We start from the raw sequence: 767 nt of genomic DNA, 5'->3' as shown, positions 1-767 counted from the left end.
CCCCCTCCGCTTCGCCCGCCCACCCGGCCGCCTCGTCATGGCCGTCTCCGTCCTCGTCATGGCCGCCGCCGGATACTGGGCCTGCACCGGCTCGATCGTCGAGAAGGCCGACGCCCCCGGCCTTCTCACCCACGCGGGCGGCAGCTACACCGTGCAGAGCCCCTTCGCCGGCCAGGTCGTCCGAGCCCACGCGAAGGAGAACCAACTCCTCTCCCCCAACGCGACGTTGCTCACGATCCGCACCGAACGCGGCGACCGCGAGATCACCGCGCTGGACGGCGGCCGACTCACCACCCTCCTCGCCGGCGTCGGCAGCGTCGTCCGCACCGGCACCGACGTGGCGTCCCTGGAACAGGTCCGCGGGGCCGACGAACCGCTCCTCGCCGTGCTCTACGCGCCGGGCGGCTCAGGCTCCACGATCCCCGTCGGCGCCCCCGTGGACCTCGCCGTGTCGTCCGCCCCGCGCGAGCGGTACGGCGTCCTCCACGGCAAGGTCCGCGCGGTCGGCCGCGTCCCGCAGGACCAGCGGCGGATCGCCGCGTTCCTCGGCGACGCGCAGCTCGCCGCCCGTTTCACGCGGGCGGGCGACCCCGTCGCCGTGGTCGTCGAGCTGCGGAAGGACGCCGCGACGGAGTCCGGCCACGCCTGGTCCTCCACCGGCGGGCCGCCCTTCCGACTCGACTCCCGGACGCCCGTCACCGGGACCGTGCACCTGAGCACGCGCCGCCCCGTCGAATGGCTGCTCCCGTGACCGCCCCCACTCCCAC

At 75.4% G+C, this 767-nt stretch carries 1 protein-coding gene; it reads left to right on the top strand.

Going from position 1 to position 767, the window contains the following annotated elements; translation table 11 throughout:
* On the top strand, positions 1 to 751 hold a 751-nt coding region (locus FNX44_RS27370), incomplete at its 5' end, for a hypothetical protein (RefSeq protein WP_228450332.1).
* Between the last annotated feature and the right edge of the window lie 16 nt (positions 752 to 767).

This window comes from Streptomyces alkaliterrae, assembly GCF_007097205.2.
In the GTDB taxonomy this organism is placed as follows: domain Bacteria; phylum Actinomycetota; class Actinomycetes; order Streptomycetales; family Streptomycetaceae; genus Streptomyces; species Streptomyces alkaliterrae.
The sequence above is the reverse complement of the archived record's forward strand: the minus strand, read 5'-3'. Positions and strand labels throughout refer to the sequence as shown.